This is a genomic window from Pseudomonas abyssi (assembly GCF_003444685.1).
GTDB classification, from domain to species: Bacteria; Pseudomonadota; Gammaproteobacteria; order Pseudomonadales; family Pseudomonadaceae; genus Halopseudomonas; species Halopseudomonas abyssi.
The window spans coordinates 1-13570 of the sequence record NZ_LMAZ01000005.1; the positions used below are offsets into that span (position 1 = coordinate 1).

The 13570-nt window shown below is 58.1% G+C and carries 14 protein-coding genes; 4 read left to right on the plus strand and 10 right to left on the minus strand.

What is annotated here, in order from left to right; all coding sequences use genetic code 11:
* Positions 1–85: 85 nt before the first annotated feature.
* The 6 genes from ASB58_RS14840 to ASB58_RS14865 form a co-directional block, all read right to left on the minus strand.
* Positions 86–529 carry a DUF411 domain-containing protein gene (locus ASB58_RS14840; protein WP_003246746.1) on the minus strand — a complete coding sequence of 148 codons (444 nt, stop codon included), beginning with the start codon at positions 527–529 and terminating at the stop codon, positions 86–88.
* On the minus strand, positions 519–1361 hold the full coding sequence (locus ASB58_RS14845; protein ID WP_003139525.1) for a c-type cytochrome: 843 nt from the start codon (positions 1359–1361) through the stop codon (positions 519–521). Before ASB58_RS14845 ends, ASB58_RS14840 begins: the two co-directional genes overlap by 11 nt.
* A 9-nt stretch (positions 1362–1370) precedes the next feature.
* On the minus strand, positions 1371–2462 hold the full coding sequence (locus ASB58_RS14850; RefSeq protein WP_088278002.1) for a copper resistance protein B: 1092 nt from the start codon (positions 2460–2462) through the stop codon (positions 1371–1373).
* Entirely contained in the window at positions 2452–2763 is a 312-nt protein-coding gene (locus ASB58_RS14855; RefSeq protein ID WP_088278004.1) for a hypothetical protein, read from the minus strand. The genes ASB58_RS14850 and ASB58_RS14855 overlap by 11 nt, the downstream gene beginning before the upstream one ends.
* Positions 2764–2775: 12 nt before the next feature.
* Positions 2776–4581, minus strand: a complete 1806-nt coding sequence (locus ASB58_RS14860) for a copper resistance system multicopper oxidase (RefSeq protein ID WP_088278006.1) — start codon at positions 4579–4581, stop codon at positions 2776–2778.
* A 194-nt stretch (positions 4582–4775) separates the two neighbouring features.
* Positions 4776–4982, minus strand: a complete 207-nt coding sequence (locus tag ASB58_RS14865) for a co-regulatory protein PtrA N-terminal domain-containing protein (protein WP_088278008.1) — start codon at positions 4980–4982, stop codon at positions 4776–4778.
* A 290-nt stretch (positions 4983–5272) separates the two neighbouring features.
* On the opposite strand from ASB58_RS14865, the gene bufA2 reads away from it, so the two are divergent.
* Genes bufA2 through ASB58_RS14885 form a run of 4 tightly spaced genes read left to right on the plus strand, consistent with a single transcriptional unit; the run spans position 5273 to position 7568 of the window.
* Complete coding sequence (bufA2, locus tag ASB58_RS14870; RefSeq protein WP_004577564.1) at positions 5273–5533, plus strand: BufA2 family periplasmic bufferin-type metallophore; 261 nt, start codon at positions 5273–5275, stop codon at positions 5531–5533.
* Between the two features lie 44 nt (positions 5534–5577).
* Positions 5578–6414 carry an MNIO family bufferin maturase gene (bufB, locus tag ASB58_RS14875; RefSeq protein WP_024616824.1) on the plus strand — a complete coding sequence of 279 codons (837 nt, stop codon included), beginning with the start codon at positions 5578–5580 and terminating at the stop codon, positions 6412–6414.
* Positions 6411–7202, plus strand: coding sequence for an HvfC/BufC N-terminal domain-containing protein (locus ASB58_RS14880; protein ID WP_088278012.1), 792 nt, complete (start codon positions 6411–6413; stop codon positions 7200–7202). The genes bufB and ASB58_RS14880 overlap by 4 nt, the downstream gene beginning before the upstream one ends.
* A gap of 51 nt (positions 7203–7253) precedes the next feature.
* Positions 7254–7568, plus strand: a complete 315-nt coding sequence (locus ASB58_RS14885; protein WP_024616822.1) for a hypothetical protein — start codon at positions 7254–7256, stop codon at positions 7566–7568.
* Between the two features lie 19 nt (positions 7569–7587).
* On the opposite strand, the gene ASB58_RS14890 is transcribed toward ASB58_RS14885, so the two are convergent.
* The 4 genes from ASB58_RS14890 to ASB58_RS14905 form a co-directional block, all read right to left on the minus strand.
* Positions 7588–7788: a heavy-metal-associated domain-containing protein gene (locus ASB58_RS14890; RefSeq protein WP_003139539.1), complete on the minus strand. Its 201-nt coding sequence runs from the start codon at positions 7786–7788 to the stop codon at positions 7588–7590.
* A gap of 98 nt (positions 7789–7886) precedes the next feature.
* Complete coding sequence (locus ASB58_RS14895) at positions 7887–9314, minus strand: UvrD-helicase domain-containing protein (RefSeq protein ID WP_088278014.1); 1428 nt, start codon at positions 9312–9314, stop codon at positions 7887–7889.
* Positions 9304–11031: an ATP-dependent nuclease gene (locus ASB58_RS14900; protein WP_118131424.1), complete on the minus strand. Its 1728-nt coding sequence runs from the start codon at positions 11029–11031 to the stop codon at positions 9304–9306. The genes ASB58_RS14895 and ASB58_RS14900 overlap by 11 nt, the downstream gene beginning before the upstream one ends.
* A 173-nt stretch (positions 11032–11204) precedes the next feature.
* A complete protein-coding gene (locus tag ASB58_RS14905; RefSeq protein ID WP_012018611.1) occupies positions 11205–13568 on the minus strand; it encodes a heavy metal translocating P-type ATPase in 2364 nt (787 codons plus the stop codon).
* Positions 13569–13570: the final 2 nt, after the last annotated feature.

Sequence of the window (13570 nt, forward strand, 5' to 3'; positions counted from 1 at the left end):
CCTAGGGCGCCTTTTTTACTTAGGTTAAAGGACGTATGAAAATGAGTCGGCCACTACACACAAGCGGCCGTGCTGGCAGGCAGTACTACTGGGCGGGATATTCTGCAACGACCTGATCAGAACCCGTCTTGGTCAAGCCAATGACCTGGTAGGCATGCTGTACGCCATCGACTTCCATGCCGGGGGAGCCCGCCGGCATCCCGGGAACAGCGATGCCCAGCAGATCATCGCGCTTGGTGAGTTCGATGACCTGAGCCGCCGGCACATGACCTTCGACGAACTTGCCGTCAATCACCGCGGTGTGGCAAGACGCTAACCGTGGCGCGACGCCCAGTCTTTGCTTCACTGCTGTCATGTTGCTTTCAACATGGTCGACGACTTTGAAGCCATTCGCTTCGAGGTGTGAAATCCACTTCTTGCAACATCCGCAATTGGCATCACGATGGACATCAATCGTCAGGGCATCAGCTGCTTGAACCGCAGACGTGACGGAGAGAGCGGCCAGTAAGGCCAGATATTTAGCTTTCATGTACGTGCTCTTTGCCATCGGCGTGGGTGTGGGTCTTGGGCGAGGCGTTCGGAGCCTGCTCGGCGTGATGATCACCTCCGTTGGACGACGCCTCATCCCCAGCATGGTGGTCATCGCCACTCATATCCGAATGGTGACCTGCCTTAGGTGCGGAGCCACCCTCGCTATCCGTAGCCGCGGCATCGTGATGACCAGGCTCTCCAGCATCACCTGATCCATGATGGTCATCGCCACCGCCACTATTGTCATGATGGCCAGGCTTGTTGTCGCCGTGCTGTCCTTCATGGTTATGCATCTGCGTTTCCCCACCACCGTGCTGATGGCCGCCACTGGATGCGACGAGTGTTTGGTATTGCTTGGCATCCATCGTCGGCAGTTGGTTGAGGAAGGCAACCATGCCCCAGATGTACTCGTCTCCCATGCTCTTGCCCCACGCAGGCATACCCGTTGCCTTGATGCCATGCTTGATCACCCAGAACGCTGCTGACGGATTGCCATCGACACCGATCTTGGCGAGGTTGGGGGGCGCAGGATAAAGCGATTGGCTTAGCTCGGTCTCCGCCACACCTGGCGCCAAATGACAGCCGATACACATGGAGTTGTAGTTGCCCGCACCGGCGCGAATAAGAGCTTGATCATCTAGGTTGGGAACCTCGATGTCCCGCGAACGGACTTCGATAGAGCGGTCACGGGCCATCGTGAGAAACGCATGCACTGCAGGAAAATGGGGATCGTCGGCCCCCACGTTGACCACGCCAAAGTAGGCGCCGGCCAGGACAGCTGTGCTACCGACCACGCCGGCCGCCACCAAAGTTTTAATTGTTCTTTTCATGTCAGGTTCTCAAAACCACATCCGGATACCGGCGACAAAACGCGCCTCGTCTACATCACCGCCCTCGTCGCGCACCATGTCTGCCGTGTTGCCATAGGAGCGGCTCCAGGAAACCCCGATATAGGGGGCAAACTCCCTGACAATCTCGTAACGCAGACGCAAGCCGAGCTCGGTATTTGCCAACCCAGACCCCACACCTCGCTCAGGATCGTTCTTGCCGTAGAAGTTCATTTCGGCAGTTGGCTGGAGAATCAGCCGGTTGGTCAGCAGAATGTCGTACTCGCCCTCCAGTCGGGCAGCAGTTTGGCCATTCTCGCCGACGAAGGCCGTGGCTTCGGCCTCAAAGGCGTAAAGCGCCATGCCCTGGATACCGAAGGCAGCCCAAGTCTGCGGCGACTCCGGTTTAAAGTCCTGGCGAACGCCCGCGACGACATCCCACCAAGGGCCGATCGAGCGGCCGTACAGCAGCTGTAATTCAGCGTCCTCGGTAACGCCGTTGGTACGCTCGCCTTCGGAGCGGAACCAGACCCGGTTGATATCACCGCCTACCCAACCCGACGCATCCCAGGCCAGGGTGCTGCCCTCATCTGCGTCTTGGTATTCGAGCTGATCGAGCAGGAAAAAGCTGTTGATGGCGCTGTCATGCACCTTGTGGCCAGGCAGTGGCGGGAAAGCCGCTTGGCGATCAGCATCCGTCAGAACGGGAATCGGCGTACGACTGGTAGTTCTCGGGGCTTCAGCGGAGCCATGGTTCATCTTCGAATGATCCATGCCCTCCATCTGTCCCTGCATGGTGCCGTGTCCCATCTTGCTGTGGTCCATGGCTGGGGCCTTCTCTTGGCTCTGGCTGTGGCCCATCTGGCTATGGTCCATGCTGCCCGATTCGCTCTGCATGGCACCATGATCCATCTTGCTGTGATCCATGCCCTCCATCGGCGCTTTGGCGGAACCGTGGCCCATCTGGCTGTGGTCCATCGACATGGAGCCGTGCCCCATTGCCGAATGATCCATTTCTTCCGCAGCCTGGGTAACGCCGCCGCTGAGTGCACTCAGCGACACGGCCAGCGCTATGAGGGACGGGCGTGAAAACCTAGTGGTCATGGTTCGAACCTGCTTCGGCTTCGGTGCCGCCATGCTTATCCATCATCTCCTCGTGCCCCATATCGTCATGGTTCATACCCTCATGATCCATGGCGCCATGATCCATCTGATGGCCAGCGGCCTTGCCTTTCGATTGATCTGCAGGCTTGTCACTGGCGTCGGGCGCAGCCGACTCGGCAGCATGTTGTTCGTGCTCGCTGTGTCCCTCACCTGCCAATGACGTCGGCGCGTGCAGAACAGCCAAAAGACTGAACATCGCTGCGCTGCCAAACAGGGCATTACGCTTCATAAAAGTACTCATCAGAAATCTCCTTTACTCATCCACACGGACTTCACGGAACATGCCCGTTTCCATGTGGAGCAACAGGTGGCAGTGATAGGCCCAACGCCCCAACGCATCGGCGGTCACCCGATAGCTGCGCTTGGAACCTGGCGGCATGTCGATGGTGTGTTTACGCACCAGGAAATTGCCGTTCGCATCCTCCAGATCACTCCACATGCCATGAAGATGGATCGGGTGAGTCATCATGGTGTCGTTGACCAGCGTGATGCGAACACGCTCGCCGTACTTGAGGCGTAGAGGCTCGGCGTCAGAGAACTTGATTCCATCGAAGGACCAGGAGAATTTCTCCATATGCCCGGTGAGGTGCAGCTCGATGGTGCGACTTGGCTCACGCCCGTCCGGATCAGGGAAGGTGCTGCGCAGGTCAGAGTACGTCAGCACGCGCCGGCCGTTATCACGCAGGCCGATACCTGGGTCGTCCAGCTTGTGCGTCGGCGTCATGGTCTGCATGTCGACCAAAGGATTGTTGGTCTCTGAGGCCGGGTGTGCCTGCATGTTGCCAGCCATGCCAGCCATATTTGAATGATCCATTCCGGCCATCTGGCTGTGATCCATACCAGCCATGCCACCCTGCATGCTGCCATGATCCATTCCCGCCATATTGCCCTGATCCATCCCGGCCATGTTCCCGTGATCCATACCGCCCATGCTGCCGTGATCCATACCCATGTCGCCCATGGCAATCAGCGGACGCGGGTCGGGGCTGGGTACTGGTGCACTCAACCCCTCCTGTACAGCAAGGGTGCCGCGCGCATAGCCAGTGCGATCCATGGATTGTGCAAACACGGTATACGCCTGTTCGCTGTCTGGTTCGACGATCACGTCGTAGGTCTCGGCCACGGCGATACGGAACTCGTCGACGCTGACCGGTTTGACGTGCAGACCATCGGCCGCGACTACCGTCATCTTCAGGCCCGGGATGCGCACATCGAAATAGGTCATCGCCGAGGCGTTGATGAAGCGCAGGCGGATCTTTTCGCCTGGTTTGAATATGCCGGTCCAGTTGCCATTGGGTGCCTGGCCATTCATCAGGTAGGTGTAGGTGTAGCCACTGACGTCAGCGAGATCCGTCGGGCTCATCTTCATCTCGGCCCACATCTTACGGTCGGCTACGGCGGCGGACCAACCCATCTCGCTTACGTCATCGATGAAGTCACCAACGGTGCGTTTGTGCTGGTTGTAGTAGTCCGACTGTTTCTTGAGCTTGGCCAGTACCCGCGTTGGATTTTCATCCGTCCAGTCGCTCAGCAACACGACGTAATCACGGTCGTAACTGAAGGGCTCGGGCTCCTTGGCATCGATGACCAGCGCACCGTATACGCCGACCTGCTCCTGGAGCCCAGAATGGCTGTGATACCAGTAGGTGCCGTTCTGGTTGACCTTGAACTTGTACTCATACATGCCATCAGGGGCGATGCCATGGAAGCTCAGGCCAGGAACGCCATCCATGTTCGCCGGCAGGATGATGCCGTGCCAATGGATGGAGGTGTCCTCCTTGAGGCGGTTGCGCACGCGCAATGTGACGGTATCGCCTTCGCGCCAACGAAGAATCGGCCCAGGGAGCGAGCCGTTGATGGTCATGGCCGTGCGCGCTGCGCCGGTGATGTTCACCGGGGTTTCACCGATGAATAGGTCGAATTCGTTACCAGTCAGTACGTTGGGCTGGCCGGGGCTGTTCACCGCCCAGACCGGCGTGCGCCACAGGCCAAGTCCGCCGATAATACCGGTGGCTGCCAGGCCTTTGACGAAGGTGCGCCTTGAGGTTTTGCTTTGCATGCCGTTTTGTCCAATCCGTCAAATGAGCCGGTGATGGTGTGCCCGGTCTCGGGTTCATGGCTGCTTCAATGTCGGGGATTTACCCCTCAACTTTCCACGTCGGTGCATTGCACAATGCCTTACCGACGATGAGCAGTATGAAACTGCCATATCCCAACCATCCGGGTGATTACATTTCTGTAAGGTAGATGACTTCAGCAGTTGGTGTGCTCTGCTTGCTCGGTTGGACTGCTGGCTACAGGAGCCTCAACTTTCTGCTGCTGGGCCACCCGGTAGGCCTCCAGAGACGTCTGGCGTGCCTGCTCCATGCGCGCGAAGATTCGGTCAGCACCACCTTCAGCCATTGCCAAGCTGGAGATGCTCAGAGCAGTAACTACAAGCAGAGCTTTGATCGATTTCATTTTGGGTATTCCTCGTAAGTTAAGTGGTCCCTGCAACTGCAGAGGCCGAGCTTTAGGCTCGATGTCACGTTAACTAAGAGGGCCTGTCAGCAACCTGAGTCGAACATTACGGTTCTGTCAGGTTGCTATTTCTTTCTTGTAGCCCATCCAGAAGGCTCGGTACTGTCTTTCATGCCCTCATAAAGCCTTGCGAATTTCTTGAGAGGGCATGCTCGGCAGCGATGCCTAAGCTACTCAGGGTCATTCGCACCCGCGGATAAGACCACCAACAATTAAGAGACATTGTCACTATGTCGAATAAATCCAACGTCGCTACCGGTGCCGCTCTGGCTCTCGTGGCCGCCAGCCTGTTTGCTACCCTGCCTGTCCAGGCCGCCCAGGACACCAAAGCAGCTGAAGTGAAGTGCTTCGGCGTCAACGGTTGCAAGGGCCAGAACGACTGCATGACCGCCAAAAATGCCTGCAAAGGCCAGGGAGAATGTAAAGGCCAGGGTTTCAAGCTGATGACTCAGGCCAAGTGCGATGAGGCCGGTGGTAAGACCAGCGAATAATGCCGTTGCGGGGAGTGCCTGCCACTCCCCTGCTGGAGTCTTGAATGAGTAAGCACAAAACACTGGGGTTCGGTCTTGGCCTTCGCAGTGAGTATTACCAGCAGATTCTTGAACAGCGACCTGCGGTCGACTGGTTTGAGATCATTTCCGAGAATTACCTGGTGGGCGGTGGCAAGGCCCTCTACTTTCTCGATGCGATTGGCGAGCAATACCCGTTGGTGATGCACGGAGTATCGCTGTCGATCGGCGGTTCACATAACCTGGACATGGGCTACCTACGACAGCTCAAGCAACTGGCGGACCGGATACAGCCCCAGTGGGTTTCCGACCACTTGTGCTGGAGTCGCGGCAACGCCCATCAACTCCACGACCTGCTGCCGCTGCCATTTACCCAAGAAAGCCTGCTGCATGTCGCCGCGCGGGTGCGTCTAGTGCAGGATGTTCTGGAACGTCCCATTGTGCTGGAGAACGTTTCCTCTTACGTGCAGTGGAAGACGTCCAGCATGAGCGAATCGCAGTTTCTCTCGGAACTGAGTTTCCTGACCGGTTGCGAATTGCTCCTTGACGTGAACAACGTCTACGTCAGCGCACGAAATCAGGATTTTGACCCATGGCAGTTCATCTTGGAATTGCCGCACGAGCGGATTCGTCAAATTCATCTGGCCGGGCATAGCGATTACGGGCAATACCTCATCGACACCCACGACCAGCCCATCGCTGACCCGGTTTGGGCGCTCTACAGCAAGACTTTGAGCTACTTGGGTCCAACGTCGACGTTGATCGAGCGGGATGATCATTTTCCACCGTTCGAGGATCTGTTATCCGAGTTGGAGCATGCCCGAGCTATCGCCAATGGCGTGATATCGAGGGCAACCCTTTGAGCCTGAGCGCCTTACAGACTGCATTTGAAACTTACCTGACAGATGGTGCCCTGCCCTCCAACGAGCTTTTGGAGCAAGTCCGGGGTTGCACTGCGCTGAGTGCCCTCGAAGGCCTGCGGATCTACCATAACGCCTATCGCTCGCGCCTGCTGGCGGTGCTGCGCGAGGATTTCCCGGCGCTGCAGCAATGGCTGGGAGAAGAGTCGTTCGAGCAACTCGCACTGGCCTATTTCACCGCCTGGCCACCACGGCATTTCAGCATTCGCTGGCTTGGTGAGAAGCTGCCCGAGTTTATTGGCAGCTACATTGCGGAACCTCAACTTTCACCGATTCGCGAACTCGCGGAGCTTGAGTGGACTTTTACACTGGCTTTCGATGCGCAGGACGTCGAAGCGCTTTCACTGCAGGCCATCAGTGAGTTTTCGGCTGAAGACTGGGTTTCATTCAGGGTTTCCCTGACTCCATCTGCCAGATGGCTGCGATTGCAGTACAACACCCTGGCGCTGTGGAAGGCTGCCAAGTCTGGGGATCTGCTTCCCGTTGCCACCCAACCAGCCGGGAATCGAGACTGTCTGGTCTGGCGTCATAACCTCGTATGCCAGTACCGAAGCCTGGAGCCAGAAGAGGCGTCAGCATTGCGGTTTTTCGTCGAGGGTGGATCGTTCGCCGAACTCTGCGAGTCATTGAGCGCAATACATGGAGAGCAAGCCCCCCTGCAGGCCGCAACTTGGTTGAAATTGTGGGTCAACGAAGGTTTGCTAAAGCTCAGGGCAACTATTCACGAATGACCCGGAACCTATAGGCTAGCGACTTCTCTTTGGCCACTCCCGAGCGCGTCTATGACACACCGCATCATTCATTTCAAACAGCAAGCCTTGCTGGACCCAGAGACTTACCAGGCGATGCTGGCCGACGGCGTAGGTCATTGGGAGGCGCTTGTAGGAAAAGTCGTCGGAATAGAAGACGAGAAAAGCCACGAGTTCGCCGCATTGAAAAGCCTGTTCAAGCGAAAGCGCTACTCCTATGACACGCTGGAAATGCGCGAGCCAGGCAATCACTCAAACTGGCTTCGCGGCCGAGATGGGGAAGAAGGTATTACTAACGAGGTCACCAGTATCCACGGGCTGAAAGAGCTCTCAGAACTGGAGATTTAGTCGGTCGGCAGGCCAGCGCTCAAGCGCTGACCTGGGCCGCATAACCAAGCTCCTGGATCAGCTCGCGGATCGATTCGGCACTTTCTGTGCTCTCTACAGTGACCTTGCCGGCTGCCCGATCCACCTCTACGCGTGCGTCCTGATCCAGCGTCTGGATGGCCTTCGTGATTTTGCTGACGCAGCTGCCACAACCCATACCCGAAACATTCAGGCTGAACATCTCTCTCACCTCATTTCGTCCGCGGCTCAAGTTACCGCACAGACAGTATCGACCTTGACACGATGGCAAGGTCAAGTGCGCAAACGCAACAATAAGGCTCAGCCGTTGTTCACAGGCATCAGGATGGGGTTCGATGAACACACCACTACGTGCCTTGCGCCCCTCGTCAGGGCGACATACAGATTCTGAGCGGTCATAAGTTCAGGATGCAGAACAACCGAGACATCCGCCTCGAGCCCCTTGAGAAGTAATGTGCTGCCTACCGAGCGTCTTGCGATGGGGCGGGCAAGGTGTCGATTGCGTTCTCGCGCTTGAATGGCTGCACTCAGAAAGTCGGCTGTACCTCCCGCCACAGCTTGCATAGCGGACCGGCAGCAGTGCAGAACTTCCGGTCGGTACACCCGTGCCCCCGGCTGTTCGGCGAGGGCGTTGAGCACAAGGAGTGCTCGCTGCGGTGTTGGCTCCCCGACGAATGCGACGGCCTCGGCCTCGGCCGGGGTCGGTGGCGTTCGGGCACGTCCTGTGCGCAGAGACTCCACACGCGTTCGCAGGTTTGCTGCACCCACCCCCGTCATCACGCTTGAAGCAAATTCCGCAAGTTGTGCCAGAGCATTGGCACCCTGCAGGTTAAAGTTCCTGGCGAAGTTGACGAGGTCCCTTAGGTCGACGGCTTCGACGGCCATGGCGCCGGGTGTCTGGCTCGTGAGCTGATGGCGACCTTGCACGTTGATGGAGTCCCCGATGATGAGGACGCTGCCCCGAGCGTTGGGTGACTCGGTTCTCGCGGCCACCAGCCGCTGCTTGACTTCGGTCCCGGCGTTGAGCTGCACCCAGCGCACTTCTGCCGGAGCCGTGCGCAGGTCCACCGGCTGGCCAGCTTGAAGTTGTTGCCGTATGGCGAGCAGCCACTGCCCAAGGTTCTCAGCTCCGGCCAGCCGCCAGCGCCAGGGTATCCTCAGCTCTCCCGCCGCGGGGAACAGGGGCTGCACCTCATTCGCCCAATGCACTAGTCGATTGCCACGGAAGTCGAAGATGGCTTGCATTGGGTCACCGAGCACGCAGGTTGGTAGCACCTGGGCCAAACCTGACACGATGGCGTGCTGGACGACGTTGCAGTCCTGGTATTCGTCGACAAGCAAGCGCGCGTAAGTGGCACGGAGAGGCTGAGCAAGGTGGCCTGCCTGCAGTAACAGCATGGCGGCGTGCCGAATTGCCGGGTAGTCGGTGTTGGGCTGGTGGAGCTGTAAGATCTGTGGGTTATGGCCGCTTCGCGCTGGGAACTTAGCGATGAGGCGCATCGAGAATCCATCAATGGTGGAGACTCGATATGCGGAGTTAGGAACGCCGGCTCGTCTCAGGCGTGCCCGTAAGGCCGCAACGCCTGCGTTCGTGTGCGTCAGTACGAGTATGGGTTTGCTCTGCCTATGCGCGATGAGCGTCTCGGCAATCAATTGCGTTTTTCCACAACCTGCGGGGGCTGTTATGGAGCCACGCTCAATAGCGAAAAGATCGATCTCAAGGGGCACTTGTAAACGTCCAGAGCTGATTCGTGACTGCCATGAAGCCCGGGTCGGCGTTCTGTAGAGACGGGCCGACGATGTCCCTTGCAACCTCCTGATAGGTTGTCAACGACTTGAACCACCCGCTGTTGCGGATACGAGATGCGGCTCCCAAAAGCTCTCGCGTCGCGGGCAAGTAGCCCTGAATAAGTCTTTCAGCTTTGATGTCATGTAGTGTCACACGTCCTTGGGACTTCGTCTGGATGTGCGCATTCATCAGCTCTGCACCCACTATTGTTTCGGCTTTCGCCAGAAGAGCATCGAGTGCTTGGTCACTGAGATGGCGGAAGATCTCGTCCTCCAGAGTGAGACCTGGTCGCCATGTCAGAATTTGTCCGCCTGCGGCCAAGAATGCTTCAGGTAGCCCTGCGGTCGAAGGTTTGTCGGCGTCTACAAAAACCATCACGCGATAGCCTAGGTTCTGAAGTGCCGTTCCACGGATAAGACTGTTATCGGGACTTCCCCCGCCGGCGTCCACATAAGCGCCACCATGAGCCAGGAATGAGGTAGCGCCAAGGCTGCCCCACCATTGGTCAAGGCCACGCGCGAAGCCAACCTCGCTGGCACCCTCGCAAACGATAATGGATTTGGCGAGGAATGCCTCTGGGTCCTTCCGAAGGGTACTTTGTACTTCGTTGGCCTCCCCTGCCGCCATAACGCTGTGGCGTTGAGGCCCAGACCGAACAACGAATAACTGGCTGCCGGACAATTCGCGCAGCGCGATCGGTGAGTGAGTCGTCATGAAGACCTGCAGCGGAGCGGCAGCGTACTTTGCGCCCAGGGAGTCCAAGAATCGCATGAGCCGATGAGGTTCAAGCCCATATTCCACCTCATCAACCAGGGCAATTGGCGCGGCGCTGGCCGCAGCCCTTTGAAGCCCTGCCACTAGCAAGCGTGACGAGCCCGTGCCAAGGGAGCGCAGCGGAATACCTGTTTCACTGTGCAGCGCGATCGCCCCCTCGCCAATCGACACAGAATGTGCGTCAAGGAGCGCCTGAGGCATAGCCCCGACCGAAACGCCAAGATGCTGTGCTGTGCGTTGCACGACCTCAAGCGTCTGGGTCAGATGTTCGGCTGCTTGATTGCCAAAGTTCGCTCTTGCTTGCCTAGCGGCGCGCGCCAGTTCAGCACCAAGCTCGGCGCGCTCATCGGTAAGTCGATTGAGCACTGAGCCACGACTCCACGACAAGTTCGAACTCGCAAAGCTGCCGATACGGGCGGGTGCTAGTGCCGCTCGTTCCTTCCAGGGAAGAGTGCGTTCGAGTTGCTGCTGCTCCGCACGCTCAGAAAAAAGTGTCCAGGTAGGTTCCAAATCGGCACCAACTTGCAGGAGCAAGGTGATAACGGTCTCCAGCCCCGCTCGCGGTTCGTCTTCGACTTCTCCCGTTCCTGGATTGAATCCACGCAAGAACTCGCCGTAAACATCGATATCCATCAGCGATACCGGCAAATCGCCAAGCGTCACACTGATGGTGATGGGTGTTTCGACGTTCAGAGCGAAGAAGTCCATGTCGCCGAACGTGCCGCCCCGGCGGGCACCGACGCAAAGGTCAATCGCATCTAGAATGCTGGACTTTCCACTATCGCCAGGACCTATGAGGCAGTTAATTCCTGAGGCCGGCACCCAGTCGAGCGCCTGGATAGATCGGAAGTTGCTGATAATCAGTCTGCGAATGCGGGCCACGGAGAGTCCTCATGGGTTAACGACGACCAGTCTCCTACCCGCAGCGGCAACAGTCCATCGAACGTCACCTCGTCACTATGTGTTGCGACAGATAGGTCGGACCGGAAACTACCGTACGGCATTTTCCGGTCAGATGCGCTTCTGAATAATCACCTGGTCGGTGGTATGGAAGCCTATCCGATGTCCGTTGATTTCAACCTCAGAGCATTGAAGACCACCGACGCCGAGCTGACACTCATCGCCAGCGCAGCAATCAAGGGCGACAGAAGATGCCCCGTCAGCGGGTACAGCAGCCCCGCTGCTAGCGGGATTCCCATCGCGTTGTAGAGGAACGCAAAGGCGAGGTTCTGCCTCATGTTTTTCACGGTTGCCACTGACAGGGTGCGCGCTCGCAGGATGCCCATCAGATCTCCCTTGACCAGCGTCACTTGGGCGCTGTTCATCGCCACATCGGTACCGGTGCCCATGGCGATACCTACGTCAGATCTGGCCAGGGCGGGCGCATCGTTGATGCCGTCACCCGCCATGGCGACACGACGGCCATAGCCCTGCAAATCGGCGACCAGTTTCTCCTTATCCTGCGGTTTGACCTCACCATGCACTTCCTCGATTCCGAGCTGCTTCGCCACGGCTCTTGCTGTGGTGAGGCCATCACCAGTGGCCATGATGACCTTTACGTCTTCGCTTTGAAGCTTGGAGACAGCCTGTTGAGAAGTAGGCTTGATCGGATCGGAAACGGCCAGGAGTCCCGCCAGGCGACCATCAACGGCCAAATAGATGATGCTGATGCCTTCCAGACGCAGTTGCTCGGCGCGATTGCGCAGCGGGGTAATATCGACGCCCGCCTCGTCCATCAGTGCGGTGTTGCCGAGCTGCAGCTGATGGTCATCGACCTGGCCGCGCACACCAATACCCGAGCCAGATTCGAAAGTGTCCGGTTTGACCAGTGCAATGCCCTGACCGCGCGCATGATCGACGATGGCATGAGCCAGCGGGTGCTCACTACCCTGGTCGAGACTAGCAGCCAGGCGCAGCACTTCATTGGAGTCGTAACCGCCTGTCCCTTCCGCACTATGAAATACGGGACGCCCCTCAGTCAGGGTTCCAGTCTTGTCGACGATGAGCGTGTCGATCTTGCATAGATTTTCGATGGCGCTGGCATCGCGGAACAACACACCGCTGCTAGCGGCCTTGCCAGTCGCAACCATGACGGACATCGGGGTTGCCAGACCCAGAGCGCAGGGACACGCAATGATTAGCACCGCCACCGCATTGATCAGGCCAAATACCCAGCCTGATTCCGGCCCTAATAGCCCCCAGCCGAAGAAGGTCAGAATCGCGATCAGGATCACCCCGACCACGAAATACCCTGCCACCGCATCAGCCATACGCTGCATGGGGGCCTTGGAACGTTGGGCTCTGGCCACCATCTGAACGATCTGCGACAGCATGGTCTCGGCACCGACCTTCTGCGCCTCCATCACCAGGCTGCCGTGGGTGTTCAGGGTGGCACCGATAAGGGCATCCCCTACCCGCTTGGTCACGGGTAACGGTTCTCCGGTAAGCATCGACTCGTCGACGGCGCTCTCCCCCTCTAGAACCGTACCGTCCACCGGGACTTTCTCTCCCGGCCGGACACGTAGGTGGTCGCCCTGATGGACATGTGTCAGCGGAATATCTTCTTCCTGGCCATCGGGCTTGATGCGACGCGCAGTCTTTGGTGCCAGCCTCAGCAGTGACTTGATGGCTGCCGAAGTCTGCGAGCGGGCCTTGAGTTCGAGCATTTGGCCCAACAGCGTGAGTGAGATAATCACCGCGGCTGCTTCAAAATAGACGCCGATACGTCCGTCCTGGGCAAAAGCCGCCGGAAACCACTGCGGAACCAAGGTAGCGGCCACGCTGTAGAGGTAGGCAGCGGCCGTTCCCAAACCGATCAGGGTCCACATGTTGGGGCTGCGGTGGCGGATGGAGTCAATGCCGCGGGTGAAGAATACCCAGCCACCCCATAGCGTCACGGGCGTCGCCAGAGCCAGCTCGACCCAGTTCTGGGTCGTGCCATGAAACAGTTGCAAGGAATGGCCGGCCATCGCCAATACGGTCACGATGACGGTCAACGGTAGGGTCCACCAGAACCGCAGCGAGAAGTCCTTCAGCTCTGGATTTTCCTCCTCTTCCAGCTCCGGGATGACAGGTTCCAGCGTCATCCCGCAGATCGGGCAGTTTCCGGGAGCCGGTTGACGGATTTCTGGATGCATCGGGCAGGTGTATTCAGCACCTACAGGTGTCGATGTGGGTGCTGGAGTCGCGTGCTGGTGATGCTCCCCATGAGACTGATGGCTCATGTACTGATGAGGATCTGCTTGGAATTTCTCTAGGCACTTCGCACTGCAGAAATGATAGGCCTTCCCTTCAAAGCTCTCGCGATAAGGGCCATCAGGTTTGACCTCCATGCCACACACCGGGTCGCGCTGGCTCTCGGAGTGGGCGTGCGAGTTATGTGAATGATCCTGGTCATGATGGCAGGAGGTCTTTTGCATGC